Source organism: Candidatus Kaiserbacteria bacterium (assembly GCA_017134395.1).
Classification (GTDB): Bacteria; Patescibacteriota; Minisyncoccia; order Phycocordibacterales; family UBA2100; genus UBA2100.
This window is the reverse complement of the sequence record CP070993.1, coordinates 163,372-179,024: the sequence shown is the minus strand read 5'-3', so window position 1 is coordinate 179,024 and position 15,653 is coordinate 163,372. Positions and strand designations below refer to the sequence as shown.

Genomic DNA, 15,653 nt, shown 5'->3' with positions numbered 1-15,653 from the left:
AGATGTATGTATAACGTTTGGAGCTTTTTTACGAAACGCAGCCGCTTTGCCATTATTCTTATTCTCGCGATACTCTTTCTCGGAATAACGGCGATATTTGATATCCCTAAAGAATCAGCACCTGAAGTTGATGTGCCTATTGCTGTTGTCTCGACTGTCTTACCCGGTGCCTCCCCCGAAGACGTTGAGAAACTTGTCACGAATGTTCTTGAGGAACCTCTAAAAAATAGTCTGAGTGATGTACGAAACATCACTTCAAATTCAAGTGAGGGCGTATCGAATATTACTATTGAGTTTGAGGCAAGTGCTGATATAGAGAAATCTATCAGTGACGTACGTGACCAAGTCGATGTTTCTAAAAGTGAATTGCCAACTGAAGCGCTTGACCCTCGAATTATTGAAATCGAATTTGGCTCAGACCCAGTTGTGACTGCAACGCTCTCTGCCAATATTCCACAGGAGCTCTTGTACCAACTTGGCGAAGATGCCGCAGATGAACTAGAAAAGGTACGCGGGGTATCATCGGTAAGTGTTGGAGGAGTTGAAAAACGCGAAGTAACTGTTGTTATCGACCGAAATGCGCTGGCTCAGTTAGGTCTTACAATAACGGATGTAACGCGTGCAATTTCTGCTGCAAACGTAGCACTTCCGGTTGGTAATATTCAATTAGGCGACGCGGAGTTCCCTGTCCGTCTCGCTGGCGATATTAGTGAAACGCAAGAAGTTGCTGATATCCCCATCCTCTCTGTTGGAGGCACACCAATATACGTTCGTGACATCGCACGCATTGTTGATGGTCGCCAAGAGCCAAAAACGTATAGTCGTACGAGTATAAACAGCGCACCGTCAATCGAGTCAGTGTCTTTCGATGTATTTAAGAGCTCAAGTGCAAAGATCACCTCAGTGAGCAAAGATGTACAAGCGAAGCTCGCTGAACTCCAAGAAGAGGGCGAATTGCTTGAGGGTATGCAGGTTCATGTGGTATTCGACAACGGCGAGCTCTTGCAAGATGACCTTACAACACTCACGCGGAGTGGTCTACAAACCGTTCTGTTGGTTACTATTGTGTTGTTACTTGCCGTTGGGTGGCGCGAAGCCCTTATCGCTGCAATTTCTATCCCCCTCTCGTTTCTTACCGCATTTATAGGACTTGAAGCTTCTGGAAACACGTTAAACTTCGTAAGTCTTTTTGCTCTCATTCTCTCTATTGGTATTATTGTCGACTCCACGATTGTTATTGTTGAGGGTATAAACCGCCGTCTCCACCAACTCGAATCGCATGAAGGTGAATCTAACAAAGAGCGCGAAAAAATAAAATCACGCGCAGCACTCGATGTCGTTCGTGAGTTCCATGTTCCGCTAACTGCCGGAACAATGACGACCGTTGCGGTATTTGCACCACTGTTGATGGTTTCAGGTATCACCGGTGAGTTTATAAAAAGTATTCCGTTTACCATTATTTTCGTCCTTCTTTCATCTTTGTTAGTGGCACTTGGATTTGTACCAATGTTCGCAACAAAATTATTGCGTCGAAATAAGCCAGCTACAAAAGAATCTCTACACGAAGAAGTGATCGTAGAAAGAAGTACGTTCGCTAGAACCTTAGCTTCTTTTGGGAACTTTATCCTCATGTTAGTTTGGGTCAACCCATTATTTCCAACCACGCATACGCGAATAAAACAGAGCTCGCATGAACAGCTCGGAGCTCAGGTAAGTCGCAAGCGTGATGAGATTGTGCACACAATCGAAGAATGGTATCGAGCGCATCTGTCCCGATTCCTTGCAAGTCGTGAATCTCAAAACACAATTATTGTTACCCTATTTGCTCTCTTTGTAGTGTCTCTATCTCTCCCAATAACTGGTGCAGTGAATGTTATCTTCTTTGAAGATACTGACTCCGATTGGATTTTCATTGAAGCTGAACTACCAACGGGAAGCATCCTCGAGCGAACTGATTTAGAAATCCGTAAAGCTGAAGAGATTCTCTACACCATTCCTGAAGCAACCTCTTTTGTGACAACAGTAGGGCGCACCAGTGCCTTTGGAAATACCACAGGCGGCTCGTCGTCTAACGCTCGGTTTGCAAACATCTTTATTACACTCGATGAAGATAGAGAGCGAGAAAGTACTGAAATCATCGATGATATTAGAGGAGAGCTCAGTGAGATTCATACATCCCAGATGCGTGTCGATCAGCTAAGCGATGGTCCTCCGTCGCTTGCCCCAGTGACGATTACCCTCTCAGGTGACAGCCTTACGGACTTAGAAGAAGCTGCGACTGTCGTTGAGCGAGTACTTGAAGAAATTTCTGGCACCACTGACATTACATCAAGCACAAAAAATAATACCAATGAGTTTGTATTCAGTATTAATCGAGCTGAGGCAATTGCTCAAGGCGTAAGTATTGGAACTATCGCAACAACTCTTCGTGCAGCTCTGTATGGCGAAGAAGCAACGGAAATTAAACAACTCGGTGATGACATTGATGTCATCACTCGCCTCGCACTTGATACACAAGATGGTGCCGACGCATTTGCAACAAATGCAACGACCATAGACACACTTGCACAAATTGAAGTCGCAACACCAACGGGAGTTGTCCCCCTTTCATCCTTCGTTACGGTATCAATACAACCAAGCCGCTCGGCCATTCGACACGACGATGGTGAGCGTATCGCAACAGTTTCAAGCCGCCTCACCGAGGAAGGAAACGCCGTAAAAATCTCAGCAGAGTTTGAAGAGAAGATTGAGGAGTATGTACTTCCTGAGAGCGTCTCTATTTCCGTTGGTGGAGAGAGTGAAGACGTTGATCAATCATTTAAAGATATGTTCGTCGCACTCATTATTGGAATGGTAAGTATGTTTGCTATTCTTGTACTTCAGTTCAATTCATTCCGCTATGCTGTGTATGTGCTCGCAATTGTCCCACTTTCACTTATCGGAGTCTTTGGCGGCTTAATGATAACCGGAAGTCCACTCTCCTTCCCTTCCATTATGGGATTCATTGCGCTCTCGGGTATTGTGGTAAATAACTCTATTATTCTTGTTGATACCATCAATACACAACGCCGTCGTTTTGGAGATACGAAGTCTGTTAACGAGATTATTGTCGATGCAACAACATCACGATTACGCCCCGTGCTCTTAACTGCTTTAACAACAGTGATTGGTGTAGTACCACTTCTCTTTGCTGCAGCTATTTGGGTGCCGTTGGCGTACGCGTTGATGTTCGGACTTGCCTTTGCAACCATTATTACTTTGCTCTTGGTGCCTTCAATCTACGCTCGGTGGCCCGGAAAGTTTGAAGAATAGAAAAGGTAAAAAGACTGCACTGTTGTGCGGTCTTTTTACTAAACGCCTCAATTACTGAGGCGTTTACCGTTAAAATTTCAATCATACATCAAATACTCCAGTTAACTGGAGTATTCAAGAAACTATTTTTAAACGTCTTCTTAAACACAATTCAATACAGTTTTCTTCTCGCCCTCATAGATGAAGAAATATATCAGTTAACTGATATATATAACCTACTGGCATGCGTATATTTTGACCAAGGTCGAACCTTGGTCAAGGTAATCTCTTGTGTACTTTTAAACTCTGTAGTGAAGCTCTTATATTAAAATATGGACATCGGATGTCCATATTTTTCTAGTATTTTTTTCTCCAAAATTTAAGAGGTCCAAACTGTGCGTACTTCCCTACTTCTGTTCTGTTTATTTCAAGAGCCAAAGCACCAGTTCCTAATCGTTCTCCTAACTCATGTGCCAGTGTGCGCATGTAGGTACCTGAGCTTGCAGTACAGGTAATATCGAGTACTTGTAATGGTTGAGCATCTGTTTTGTACCACGTGTTCCAGGAATCTATAACCTCATGACGCCTAAAATCACGTCCTAAACGCTTTGATTCATCAGTTACGATTGCCAGTGCGTGAATCTTTTCGAGCGTACGTTTTTTCAGTTCCTTTGGGGTCGCTGTCCGTATATTTGTTAGTTCTATATTAAAAATTTTACCCTCCGACTTCGGAATCTCAATTTCATCGAGTCTATCTTCCAAGAACCACTGGAATAGAGGCTTCCCTTTTACTGGTTTAGATGAAAGGACAGGATAGGGCCAGCTATATTCGCCCTCAAAATCCTTAACAGCTTTTTTGATTTCAGCTGCGTCGATTGTTTTAAGTGGATTAGCAGAATAAGAAAGGCGGCCAAGCACGTCATGCGAGTCACTGGATATTCCAAGAACTACCGATATCTTATATTCCTTATCTAAATCCCAGAATTTTTTAATCTCTTTACACTTTTCTCCTGTAAGTACTAACAGCTTTCCTTCTGCCATTGGGTCAAGTCTTCCCGCGTACGCCATAGGAATACCGTCAGCAATACCACGCTCAGCACGCGATGCTTCAATTGCCTGAAGTGGAGTTTCCCCAACATGTTTATGTACTACGTAAACTAAATCGTGAGTATTCATTTATTTGCTATTTCTTGCGCAAGCGCGATAACTGTTTCCATATTGTCCTCGCGAGCCAATTTGTTTTTCTTAACGTACTGACAGTGTATACACTTATGTAGCAGTATATACGAGTCTCCTTCTCGAAGTACTTCGATGGGCTTCATAAGCCCACCACATTGTGCTGCTCTGTCTCCAGGATAGACATCAACATGCTTACTCCACAAACACTCTGGGCAGTGGTTCGTATAGCCACTACCTACTACATTCGCGCCGCAATTGTCACACACAAAGTTTTCTTTTTTCCGTTGGAATGTTCTACTCACCCCTTGAGCATAACACCACTGCTTTGTTGTCTGCAACTTCAAGCACGCCGCTTACTATTGGAAATTCTTGCGGCTCCCCTGTTGTCGGTACAACTTTCAAGGTTCCTTTTTCAATACGAGTTATAAATGGTTCATGGTGCGCAAGAACAACCATCTGTCCATCAGAACCTTTGCAGTGCAGTTCTGTTGCTTGCCCGTCAAAAAGCGCGTCAGCAACGGTAACTACTTGCAATGTAAATGATTTATCTGACATAGAGATTATTTATTTCCTGCTGCAAGAACTTCGTCAATACCACCCTTCATGTAGAAATCTTGCTCGTCTACTTTGTCGTGTTTTCCATCGAGTATCTCTCCGAACCCGCGAATAGTTTCTTCAAGCGACACATACTGTCCAGCTTTTCCAGTGAAAATTTCTGCAACATTAAATGGTTGTGAAAGGAACTTCTGAATCTTTCGTGCTCGGTATACTAATGTTTTGTCTTCGTCTGAAAGTTCTTCGATACCAAGAATGGCAATAATGTCTTGCAAATCTTTGTATCGTTGAAGTACACGCTTTGTTTCGTTAGCAACTCGGTAGTGTTCTTCCCCTACGATTTCAGGCGCAAGCGCGGTCGATGCAGATTCTAGTGGGTCGATTGAAGGGTAAATGGCAAGCTGTGCAAGCGCACGGCTAAGTACCACTGTTGAGTCGAGGTGAGCAAAAGTTGTTGCTGGTGCTGGGTCAGTGAGGTCGTCAGCTGGTACGTATACCGCTTGTACAGACGTAATAGAACCACTCTTAGTTGAAGTAATACGTTCCTGCAGAAGCCCCATTTCCTCAGCAAGCGTTGGCTGATACCCAACGGCAGAAGAAACACGTCCAAGAAGTGATGATACTTCAGAACCGGCCTGTACAAATCGGAATACGTTATCCATGAAGAACAGAACGTCTTTTCCGCCTTCGTCACGGAAGGCTTCAGCCATGGTGAGAGCTGAAAGCGCAACACGAGCTCGTGCTCCTGGTACTTCATTCATTTGTCCAAACACAAGTGCCGTTTTATCAAGCACACCAGATTCTTTCATTTCGTGGTAGAGGTCGTTACCTTCTCGCACACGCTCTCCTACTCCGGCAAACACTGAATGCCCACCGTGTTCGGACGCAACGTTGTGAATAAGTTCTTGAATCAAAACTGTTTTTCCAACGCCCGCTCCACCAAAGAGTCCAACCTTTCCTCCCTTAATAAAAGGAGTCATAAGGTCAATTGCTTTTATGCCGGTTTCAAACACTTCGGCTTTGGTTTGCTGTTCTGAGAATTCGGGTGGTGCCTGGTGGATTCCGCGACGTTCCCCCTTCACTTCACCTTTCCCATCAATTGGGTCACCAAGAACAGAGAACATACGACCCAAACTTTCTTGACCAACAGGAACAGAAATCGCGTCACCAGTGTCGGTCACTTCCATACCACGAGAAAGTTCTGCAGTGTCGCTCATTGCGATGCAGCGCACTCGGTCGAGTCCAAGATGTTGTGCAACTTCAAGCACAACACGCCCATCTCCACGCTTTACTTCAAGCGCATGTTGGATGGCTGGTATCTTATCTCTAAAGTGCACGTCTACAATCGGTCCGATGATTTCTTTTATTGTTCCTGTGTTCATAATAATTTGGTTAATGCTTTGTAATTTTGTTCTCATGCTAATCACTTTACTTTTCCCAATTAGGCTTTAAATGTGGTGCGATAGTTCTGATAAATTCTTCTAATCGGGACTGTCTTAGTATTTTATTTTCTTCCATAATTTCCCCAATATTTTCTTCAAGATATACATCAGTGGCTTGTTGTAAGGCAATCCCTAACGCTTTAGCACTTACAGTAGGTTGTGCACTAATTGCATCAAGAGCAAAGGTTTCAAGACTCTCAACTATTTTTCTCGCTGTTTCAAGGCTTACTTCTGTTTCAGCCCGTGCAGAGATTATTCTTTTAACCATACTCTCAAATACCTCCCTATGAGCTTCAGTTGCATCCAAGATGTTTTTTAATCGGGCCATTGCTTCATTATTTTTTGAGTTTTCCATACAAATTATTTCATAGCTTCGATACCGCTAGTAATTTCACTCACTTCGCTCGTGATGACCGCTTGGCGTGCTTTATTGAACTTCAACATAAGCTCGTGACTCAATTCAGTTGCTTTATCAGTTGCGTTCTTCATAGCAACCATACGTGCTGAGTGTTCTGAAGCCTTTGTCTCAAGCAACGTGTGGTATACAAAAATATTCACAAGGTTTGGGATAATTGCCTCAAGAATCTCATCAGCATTTGGCTCTACGGTAAAGGCGAAAGATTTTTCTGATTTCTCTTCTTCAGAATACTTACCGCTTTCTGGAGTGATACCTTCAATAACTTTTTCGAGAGAGTCAGTATGTAATGGAAGCAATTGCCGTGTTACCGCTTCTTGTTCAAAAGTAGATTGAAAGTTTGTGTAGGCAACTTCCCACGAACGAAGCGTGCTGTCTTCGTACTCGGTAAGCACAGCTTTGGTTATTCGTTCCATATCAACTTCGGTGAAGTCGTCGTTTTTGTTTTCCTCGAAGTGGATTACTTTCAGGTCACGGTTTTGGATGTAGTCGTGCCCTCGGCGACCGATGCAAATAAAAACCTTTTCTGCATCTTTGTGCTCAGGCGCCTTTAGGAACGCATCAACTTTTTTGATAACCGCACTGTTGAGTGAGCCAGCAAGACCTTTGTCACTTGTTACAATAATTAAACCAACTGCGCCCGTAGCACGTTCTTCAAAGAGTGGGTGTGAAGAAAGACCAACAGCGTGTGTCACGTGATTCAAAATACGCAGTGCACCTGTAGCGTAGGCACGTCCGCCAAGCGCGCGTTCTTGGCTTTTACGCATCTTTACAGCAGATACCGCTTCCATAGCACGCGTCACTTGTCGCGTCTTCATCACTGACTGCCGCTTCAATTTTAACTGTTTAAGACCTGCCATATAGATTATTCACTCATTGTGAAGAGTTCAGAGCGTGCATTCTTAAAGCTCTCCATCGCTTTGTCTAGTTGTTGGGTTGTTTCGTCTTCAATTTTTCCGGTTGTGTGGATAGCAGTAAGAAGGTCATTATGTTGACCGTCCATGTATTCTAGCCATACACTTTCTACCGTGGTTACCTGTTCTGCTTCAACATCAGTAAAGAGTCCGTTTATACCAGCGTAAATAGATACAACTTGTTTTTCAAATGAAAGAGGTTCACCATTACGTTGCTTGAGAAGTTCAGTCATTCGTCGTCCGCGATCGATACGTTGCTTTGTTGCTTCATCAAGGTCTTGCGCAAACTGCATAAAGGCTTCAAGTTCGCGGAACTGTGCAAGCTCGATACGAATAGAACCACCGACAGACTTCATGGCTTTCGTTTGGGCTGCAGAACCCACACGTGATACCGAGTTACCAACATCAATAGCTGGACGTGTACCTTTGTTGAAAAGGTTTGCGTCCAAGAAAATCTGTCCATCGGTAATAGAAATCACGTTTGTTGGAATATACGAAGACACATCACCTTCTTGTGTCTCAATAATTGGAAGTGCGGTTAGAGAACCACCTCCCTTTTCATCATTTAATTTCGCTGCTCGCTCAAGTAGTCGTGAGTGCAGGTAGAAAATATCCCCCGGATACGCTTCTCGCCCCGGTGGTCGTCGTAGCAATAGTGAAAGTTGTCGATACGCCACAGCTTGCTTTGAGAGGTCGTCATAAATCACGAGCGCATCACGGCCACTATCCATAAAGTACTCACCAATCGTTGCTCCAGCAAATGGTGCAAGGAATTGTAGTGCAGCAGGAGAGGCTGCAGAGGCTGAAACGACGATTGTGTATTCCATTGCGCCCGCTTCTTCAAGCTGTGCAACAATGCGAGCAGTTTTTGATTCCTTTTGTCCAACAGCAACATAGATACAAATCGGCCGTGTTTCAGCCGGCTCGTTCTTTTGGTTGAGGATTGCGTCAATTGCAATGGTTGTCTTACCAGTGAATCGGTCACCAATAATAAGTTCACGTTGTCCGCGACCAATCGGAACCATAGAGTCGATAGCCTTAATACCCGTGTGTAGTGGTGTGTCGACTGATTGTCGGTCAAGTACTCCGTATGCTTCGCGCTCAATAGGTGAAAATGTTTTTGCGTCTATTGTCCCTTTACCATCAAGCGGTTCAGCAAGTGTGTTTACCACACGTCCGAGCAGTTCGTCTCCAACAGGGATCGAAAGAACGCGCCCCGTACTCTTCACGAGCATTCCTTCTCCCACACGAGATACGTCACCAAGTACCACTACCTTTACAGAATCCTCTTCAAGGTTAAGTACAAGACCATAGAGTGCGTCACTCTTGTTCATTGCGTCTTCAAGACTTAGGTCGCTTGAATCATCAAAGAGCACCATTTCGCTCATGACTGCATTTTCTAGTCCCTCAATTTCGGCGACACCGTCACCAACGCGAACGACACGCCCGACTTTTTCAACATCAGTTGTGTGTTCAAACTTTTCGATTTCCTTTTGGATTTTTTCAATAATTAACGTATCCATACTGTGTGTAATTTGCTATTAAACTGCTGTAACTCGACGGTACAATTCTAATAATGCTGCTTTGTAACTTGTGTCTAAAAGTGTGTCGTTATGTATGTAGCGCCACCCACCAACTAGATTTTCATCCGTTTCGATAGCGACATCACTGATTTTTTCTCCCAACCTCTGCTCCAACTCTTTACGTGCAATACCTTCGTCCTTTGTGTCCGAAAGTGTAAGAGTTGGCTTGTGTGCGTTCTTGCGAAGCTCAATTCTTTCATACTCACGCAAAATTGCAGGGAGTGCTTTCAACTTCCCAGACTTTTGTAGAGCTGCAACTAATGCGTCAACGTGGCCACTAGCCTCGCTTTTTGTGGATGCTTTTTTAAGGGTATTGTGTAGTGCATGTGCGTACTCTGCTGGCATATTATTTTTTCTTTAGAATTTGTTCAGCTGCAAGAATTGCAGCTTTCCCAATTTCCTCCTTACTTTCACGCAGTGCCTGTTCTTTCATTTCCTCAGCACGTTGCTGTGCACTCTCAACAAGAGATTCAGCACGGTTTCCCGCTTCAGTAACAATTTCTGATGCTTTCTCCTGCGCACGGTCTTTTGAAGTTGAAAGTATTTCATCAGCTTCAGTCGTTGCCTTTTTTAGCACGTCTTCTCGTTCACCTTCAATCTCACCAAGGCGCTCTTGTGCTTTTTCAGCACTTGCGACACCTTCTTCAATTTTCTGGCGACGCGCGTCAATCATGTTGAGAACAGGTCGGTATAAGAAATACCACAGTACCAAAAGAAGTACGCCAAAGTTAACTGTCTGTACAATAAACAGTTTCCAATTGAGTCCAAATACGCGTGCGATTTCTTCCATACTCGCTAAACGAATTTAACGATAAAGGCGATAACCAATGCGAAAATGGCAAGCGCCTCAGTGAATGCGATACCAATAAACATAGTCGCAGTTACCTTTCCAGCTGCTTCTGGGTTTCGTCCAATTGCCTCAAGTGCTTTTGCGACGATGAGACCAATACCTATACCTGGTCCGATAACACCAAGTCCAACAGCAAGTGCCATTCCGAGTGTTTTTGCTACTTCAAGTTCCATATATTATGAAATTTATCTATTAAAACTCTGACTACTTTCACAGAGCCACATCAGACTCGACGCTGTCGAGGCTAATGTGGTTTTGTGATAGCTATCTTAACAAAGAAAAGAGTTAAGAGTGCAAAAATTGCTGCCTGAATTAAACCAACAAACACTTCAAAGAGCATCATTGGTACTGGTAAAAAATACGGGACGAACGAAGCAATTACAACAATCAGCACTTCTCCAGCAAGAATATTTCCAAATAAACGAAACGAGAATGAAATGAGCCGTGCAAATTCGCTAAATAACTCAATGATTCCTACGAAGAATCCGATTACCGATTTAAAGTTCAAAAACTTACCTGCATAGGTTAACGTACCAAGAGTAGCGGCACCAACTATCTCAATTGTAAGAAACGCAATCACTGCCAATGCAAGGGTGACATTCAAGTCGGTGTTTACACTTCGCAGCACTGCGGTAAAGACTTCACCATGACTTGTACTTTCAACAAAACCAAGACTTCCGATACCTGGCGTAAATTCTAAGAGGTTTGAGAGTGCAATGAAAATAAAGAGAGTCGTGATAAGTGGAAAGAGTTTTCGTGCGAGCTTTGCGTCCTCAAGTACCTCAGACATATATCCAAGAATGAATGAAAGCATCTCTTCAAAGAATATTTGAATGCGCCCAGGTATCACCTTTAAATTTCTACCGACAAAAAAAGCAATTGTCGCGAGGATAAGCATCACAATCCAGCTTGTAATCAGTGTATTGGTTATTGGGATGCCAAAGAACACACCTACCTGCTCTGCTGCTAACGCAATGTGTATACCAGAATCAGCGTGCGTCGCTGTTTCCTGTACAGCATGAGTAACCTCTGCCGCATGTTCAATTGCTGTGGTGCTTTTTTCCATGTATATGTCGCGTGGACCTCTTTACGAAAGAGGCGCGCGCATTGTAGCATAGCCTGTATCTAATTCCAGACTACTTTTCATCTTTTTTCTTGTTTGAATCCTTTGCGTCTGAGCCGATTGTTTCAAGCAACTTTGGCTGAACTGGAGTGCCATCCTCATCGGAAATATTTTGCAATAAATACCACGCAAGAATACCTAAAAACAGTGCGATTGCTATAAGCGTTACGTAGTACAGCATAAATACCGAAGAGAGAACCGCAAGAACAACACTACCAACAAGCCAATACAGAAGAGGGTTTTTGAGACTGATACTGAATGCCGGAAGAATAAGATGCTGTATCAGAAACAAGACAACAAGGAAGAATAGTGTTGGAACGATGTAGCGATCCTTCTCAAATAGACCAATGTTTGACGAAAGGCTTAAACGACTTACGTCAGGGGTTATACGGTTAAAGAATCCTGTGATAGTTTCCCATAGACTTCCTTCCCGCGAAGTTGCACCAAAAGCGTTTGATGCGGCAGTAATAGCAGCCGGAACCGTAACATCTTTATCGTCCTCTATTTCCTTTATTTCTGTAACCGGGGTCACTGCTACTGGCTTTACTGTAGCAGTTGGTGTTATTGGGAACTTCTCTGCATCAAATGTAGGAGTTGGTGTAACAATTGGAGTAGTAGGTACTATTGGTGCTACCGGCACTGTATAAGGTCCAGCAATAAGAACCTGAGGATCACTTATCGTTGGCAGCGCGCTTGGGTGTGAACGTGTCACCACACGGTATGAGTATGCCTTACCTGCCTCAAGACCAGTTAGGATAGCTACGTGATTAGCGATACCAGCATTGTTTTGTGTGCTTGCGTGTGGGTATCCGAAATCAGGATCAATGGATGTATCGATAGGTACTGGTTCGTCACCAAGTTCTGCAAACAACACTTGTGTAGCGGCAGGAGTAGAACTTTGCCACTCAACCACCGCGCAGTTCTCTGTAGCGCTAATATGAGTAACTCGTTGTCCGCTAATCTCCATGGGATTTGCGTTATGCATCATCCCAGCTCCATAGCCGTGTATATCAACGCTAAAAGAGTCACATGTCTGGCGTTCAAGAACGCCAATAGGCAACGTATTAGCGCTTGCAAGGCTAGGTGTAAGCACAAATAATGCAGCCAAAAGTGTTAGTAAAGAAAGTTGTAGTCCGCGCGTTTGCGCGAGTGAAGTAAGTTGCGCACTCATTTTGTTTCGGTTAAAAAATAATCCTCGTCTGAAAGTGTGTCCAAAGGAACAAAAAGAGCTTTAAGTTACTGTGATTATAGTGTTGAAGCGTAAAGGGTGTCAAGAAAGCAAATACATTACGAAATACTACTGAAATACACCAAATCTAATGGACATTTAGTTCTAAAAAGGCGCTTATTTATTGATACTATTGTCCTTTAGAGATACGTGTATGCAACCTTTTTAAATCATTCATGTCGCTAATTTGTTCCCAATTTTTTGCCTCCACCATTTTTATCGGGAAATCCTCCGCAGCGAGAGCTACAGTTTGAGGAAGTCCGTACTCTTTACCGTCTTTAATTGGTACCATTTGATAGTTAAAGTATTCCATTCCTAAAACAAATAGGTTTGTACCGACAAATCCATCTTTCACATTATGCTTGCCCTCGGTTACAGAAGTCACGTTGCCATCAGAATCATAAATAATTCGACCACCGGTAAATTTTCCACGAACTTTCTTCACGAGCCATGCCCAGTCATACTGCAGGCAATTCTTAATATCATCTTTTCCGTAAACGTCGTCACCCATAAGTACTATAAAGCGTCCGTGTAGATGCTTTTGGCACAAAGAAAGAGCATGTGCAGTACCTAATAGCTTCTTTTGCCGCACGTAGGTAATCTTACGGCCTTCGTATTCGTCCCCAAAGTGATTCATGATTTGTTCAGCCAAATAGCCAACCACAAAAATTATTTCGGTTATTTCTTTCGGAAGATTATCAATATTGTGCTCTACAAGATTCTTACCACCAGCTCGAGCCATTGGTTTTGGAACATGGTACGTAAGAGGGCGCATTCGTGTACCTTCTCCTGCTACTAAAAATACTGCCTGCATACGTATACAACTCTACCGTTAAGACTGAAAATAGCAATGTGAACTCTTTCTACTTCCCTATTCTTCCAACCATTTGAGAAAAGAGCTGCAAGAAACTTCCGAGAGCTGCCACGGCGAGCACAAGTACAAAGAAACGTCCTATATCTGCTATGAAATAGAGTGTCACTATTGGTAGCGCTGCCCAAAGACCAGTACACCATATACATTCAATAAGCTCTGCAACAGTTCGACGGATACCTCTTTCAGGCTTTTCATAGCTGCCATCTTCTTGTAAATCCATAAAAATATTGCGAACGAAGGTAAATATTTTGTCGAATGTCACAAGGCGCACTATTCTAAACGTTGCCAGAGCAAGTATCGCGATATCCATACTATCGAGGACATAGAGCCACTTGAAGCTATCAAGTCCATTGGTAAGCCCCCAAAATGCACTAATGAGTAACAACAGGAATAAAAGTGAGAATAAAGCATTCCACACGGCTTGGTCTTTAGTATTTGAATTCATATATCATTAGTATATCAAAAAAGAGCATCCCTAGATGCTCTTTTTTAAAACAGTGTATGAAGGTTTATTGAGATCCTCCGTCGTTGTGTGCACTTTGTGCTGCGCGACATGCGTCACACGATCCACAGTTACATACGCCACCTGCTGCGACTGGAGTTGCAACCTTACATTTTGGACACGGGCACAAGTGTGCAAGTGATTTAGGTCCAGCTCCATATACTGTAACGAGCAGTAAACCACCAATTATTGAGAGGTTCTTAAGTGCTGAAACCATTTGACCTTCACCAATGTGAGCCATGAGTGTAGCAGCAATTGTGAAGATAATAAGTGCCCATGCACCAGTACGTGCATGTATTCCTGTTGCCACCATGAGGCTACCGAGAATTTTAATCAAAAGCACTACAACTACTGCTGCTGCAGCAACAGGAATACCTAGTGATGCATAAAAACCTGCAGTACCTGAGAAGTTTGTGAGGATGCCAAAGGCGCTCACGATAAATAAAAGTACGAGCAACACACGCCCAACAAGTGGTGCGTAGTGCTCAATGTTTGAATGAGTCATGCGATTATATATTAAATAATAACACTTTCATTATAGCAGATGTATGCACCGCTAGTTCGTAACTGTGGAATTAACCGAAAGTAAAGGTAAATATCTCCAAACCAGGATCTTCGATGATTATTTCAAGTGTGTGCTCTGCCGCACCATCTGGATTATCGACAAGTTTATAGAGTTGTTCTTCTTTCACCTCTACTCGCCCGTTTTCATCAATATCAGCACCGGCAGCGGCGCCAATTGGTTCACCATCTTGTAGAAGTCGTATTGTTGCACCAGATTTTGAGCTGGCAACCATAAAGACCTTGTCGCCGCTGTACTTGTAGATTATACGGGCGTCTTTCTTTGCATTCTCCGCATATTGCTGGTAGATGTTCCATGCTCCAGTGAGATAAAAAATATCTCGAACAAATGTGGCAGGACGCTCTAGTTCGTATCCACCAAGCATTCCAGGGCTTCCGTTACCAAATGTGCTGTTTCGCCACGCACCAAAGTATACTTCTGGACTTCGCGGAACAGTATCAGCAATTGCCTCAGGCACGGTAATAGTGTCTACACGCCCTGTTAAATCAACTACTTCGCCAAGTTTTTGCGCGCGTTCTGCAAGCAGTTCTTTTATTTTTGCCTCTGTTTCATCGTAGGCACCTTCACCAATGTGGTCGTAGACGACAAATCCATCGATATCGATAAGATATTTACGTGGCCAGTAACTATTTCGGTATGCGTGCCATGTTCCAAAGTCGTTATCAAGTACAACTGGGTAGTTAATGCCGAACTTTTCAACTGCAGTCTGTACATTTTCGATGTCTTTTTCAAACTCAAATTCAGGAGAGTGTATTCCCACAATGAGCAGACCCTCATCTTTGTACTTATCATCCCATGCGGTTATGTACGGCAAGGTACGCTGGCAGTTAATACAACTGTATGTCCAGATATCTAGCAATATTACTTTCTTTCCAACAACGTCAGCAAGATTAAAGGCTTCAGTATTAATAAAGCCGGCAGGTTGTGTTATTTCACGTGCACGGTCATATTTTTCAGCCTTTTCTGATGTCGTCAGCTCTGGAATGACAATTTCTGCTTCAGCTGCGAGCGCTGCAACATCTACTGGTATCTTCTTACTTTGAAGGTATGCAATTGCCCCAACAATAAGGGCAGCAACTAGAGCAAGCGTTATAAGCTGCTTTGCGTTCATGGT

The 15,653-nt window shown here is 43.4% G+C and carries 17 protein-coding genes; 1 reads left to right on the top strand and 16 read right to left on the bottom strand.

Annotation, left to right across the window (positions count from 1 at the left end):
* Nucleotides 1–6: 6 nt before the first annotated feature.
* A complete protein-coding gene (locus JXR01_00920) occupies nt 7–3,312 on the top strand; it encodes an efflux RND transporter permease subunit (protein ID QSH39558.1) in 3,306 nt (1,101 codons plus the stop codon).
* 336 nt (nt 3,313–3,648) lie between these two features.
* Here the strand turns inward: JXR01_00920 and JXR01_00915 are convergent, their stop codons facing one another.
* From JXR01_00915 to JXR01_00840, 16 genes are all read right to left on the bottom strand, one after another.
* A complete protein-coding gene (locus JXR01_00915) occupies nt 3,649–4,467 on the bottom strand; it encodes a hypothetical protein (protein QSH39557.1) in 819 nt (272 codons plus the stop codon).
* Nucleotides 4,464–4,772: an RNHCP domain-containing protein gene (locus JXR01_00910; GenBank protein ID QSH39556.1), complete on the bottom strand. Its 309-nt coding sequence runs from the start codon at nt 4,770–4,772 to the stop codon at nt 4,464–4,466. Before JXR01_00910 ends, JXR01_00915 begins: the two co-directional genes overlap by 4 nt.
* Nucleotides 4,765–5,025, bottom strand: a complete 261-nt coding sequence (locus JXR01_00905; GenBank protein ID QSH39555.1) for a F0F1 ATP synthase subunit epsilon — start codon at nt 5,023–5,025, stop codon at nt 4,765–4,767. Before JXR01_00905 ends, JXR01_00910 begins: the two co-directional genes overlap by 8 nt.
* A 5-nt stretch (nt 5,026–5,030) precedes the next feature.
* Nucleotides 5,031–6,410, bottom strand: coding sequence for a F0F1 ATP synthase subunit beta (gene atpD, locus JXR01_00900; protein QSH39720.1), 1,380 nt, complete (start codon nt 6,408–6,410; stop codon nt 5,031–5,033).
* Nucleotides 6,411–6,453: 43 nt separating this feature from the next.
* The gene (locus tag JXR01_00895; protein QSH39554.1) at nt 6,454–6,822 is read right to left on the bottom strand and encodes a hypothetical protein; all 369 of its coding nucleotides are present in this window, start codon (nt 6,820–6,822) and stop codon (nt 6,454–6,456) included.
* Between the two features lie 5 nt (nt 6,823–6,827).
* Nucleotides 6,828–7,742 carry an ATP synthase F1 subunit gamma gene (gene atpG / locus JXR01_00890; protein QSH39553.1) on the bottom strand — a complete coding sequence of 305 codons (915 nt, stop codon included), beginning with the start codon at nt 7,740–7,742 and terminating at the stop codon, nt 6,828–6,830.
* A gap of 5 nt (nt 7,743–7,747) precedes the next feature.
* Nucleotides 7,748–9,319 carry a F0F1 ATP synthase subunit alpha gene (locus JXR01_00885; protein ID QSH39552.1) on the bottom strand — a complete coding sequence of 524 codons (1,572 nt, stop codon included), beginning with the start codon at nt 9,317–9,319 and terminating at the stop codon, nt 7,748–7,750.
* Between the two features lie 18 nt (nt 9,320–9,337).
* Nucleotides 9,338–9,724: a F0F1 ATP synthase subunit delta gene (locus tag JXR01_00880; protein QSH39551.1), complete on the bottom strand. Its 387-nt coding sequence runs from the start codon at nt 9,722–9,724 to the stop codon at nt 9,338–9,340.
* 1 nt (nt 9,725) lies between these two features.
* Entirely contained in the window at nt 9,726–10,169 is a 444-nt protein-coding gene (gene atpF, locus JXR01_00875) for a F0F1 ATP synthase subunit B (protein ID QSH39550.1), read from the bottom strand.
* A 5-nt stretch (nt 10,170–10,174) separates the two neighbouring features.
* Complete coding sequence (gene atpE / locus JXR01_00870) at nt 10,175–10,402, bottom strand: ATP synthase F0 subunit C (protein QSH39549.1); 228 nt, start codon at nt 10,400–10,402, stop codon at nt 10,175–10,177.
* Between the two features lie 71 nt (nt 10,403–10,473).
* A complete protein-coding gene (gene atpB, locus JXR01_00865; protein QSH39548.1) occupies nt 10,474–11,295 on the bottom strand; it encodes a F0F1 ATP synthase subunit A in 822 nt (273 codons plus the stop codon).
* 70 nt (nt 11,296–11,365) lie between these two features.
* Nucleotides 11,366–12,523, bottom strand: coding sequence for a hypothetical protein (locus tag JXR01_00860; protein QSH39547.1), 1,158 nt, complete (start codon nt 12,521–12,523; stop codon nt 11,366–11,368).
* 187 nt (nt 12,524–12,710) lie between these two features.
* The gene (locus tag JXR01_00855) at nt 12,711–13,394 is read right to left on the bottom strand and encodes an NTP transferase domain-containing protein (protein QSH39546.1); all 684 of its coding nucleotides are present in this window, start codon (nt 13,392–13,394) and stop codon (nt 12,711–12,713) included.
* Between the two features lie 49 nt (nt 13,395–13,443).
* The gene (locus tag JXR01_00850; GenBank protein QSH39545.1) at nt 13,444–13,899 is read right to left on the bottom strand and encodes a DUF1360 domain-containing protein; all 456 of its coding nucleotides are present in this window, start codon (nt 13,897–13,899) and stop codon (nt 13,444–13,446) included.
* Nucleotides 13,900–13,963: 64 nt separating this feature from the next.
* Entirely contained in the window at nt 13,964–14,461 is a 498-nt protein-coding gene (locus JXR01_00845) for a DoxX family protein (protein ID QSH39544.1), read from the bottom strand.
* A 70-nt stretch (nt 14,462–14,531) separates the two neighbouring features.
* Nucleotides 14,532–15,650 (bottom strand): redoxin domain-containing protein, encoded by a 1,119-nt coding sequence (locus tag JXR01_00840; GenBank protein ID QSH39543.1) that lies wholly within the window; start codon nt 15,648–15,650, stop codon nt 14,532–14,534.
* Between the last annotated feature and the right edge of the window lie 3 nt (nt 15,651–15,653).